Origin of the sequence: Flavonifractor sp. An100 (assembly GCF_002161175.1) — a bacterium.
In the GTDB taxonomy this organism is placed as follows: Bacteria; Bacillota; Clostridia; order Oscillospirales; family Oscillospiraceae; genus Lawsonibacter.
This window is the reverse complement of the sequence record NZ_NFMA01000065.1, coordinates 1-524: the sequence shown is the minus strand read 5'-3', so window position 1 is coordinate 524 and position 524 is coordinate 1. Positions and strand designations below refer to the sequence as shown.

Genomic DNA, 524 nt, shown 5'->3' with positions numbered 1-524 from the left:
ATGCGATTCTTTTGGGCGGTAATGTCGCGAACGATGCTCTTACGATACCGGGTCAGATGCCGCAGTTCCCGGAAGGTCTTATCTGGGATAAAACTTCCCTTTAGTAATCCGGCACGGAGTAATGTGGCGATCCATTGTGCGTCCCGCATATCCGTTTTACGCCCAGGCACATTCTTCATGTGGCGGGCATTCACGACCAGAATGCTGATCTGCCCATCAAAACATGGCTCCAGCATTTCGTAAATAGGCTGCCAGTAGATCCCGGTGCTCTCCATAGCGACATAGCGGCACTCTGCTTCCAACACCCAATCCCGCAGTTTCCGCATTTCCGGGATAAGTGTGCTGAAGGAGCGAATCTCGATTTCCGGATCGGTGCCCAGCTCACCTTTGGCAAGACAGGCAACGATAACGTCACGATGAATATCCAGTCCCATGGCGCAGGTCAATATGTCTTGCATCAAATCCCTCCCTGAATTATGCAGGCTGGGAATTGCCCGGGTGGGTATCCGAACTTTGCTACTCGT

The 524-nt window shown here is 52.3% G+C and carries 1 protein-coding gene; it reads right to left on the bottom strand.

From position 1 onward, the window contains the following. A partial coding sequence (locus tag B5E43_RS14785; protein ID WP_143383033.1) for a transposase occupies window positions 1-458 on the bottom strand: 458 nt, incomplete at its 3' end. Window positions 459-524: the final 66 nt, after the last annotated feature.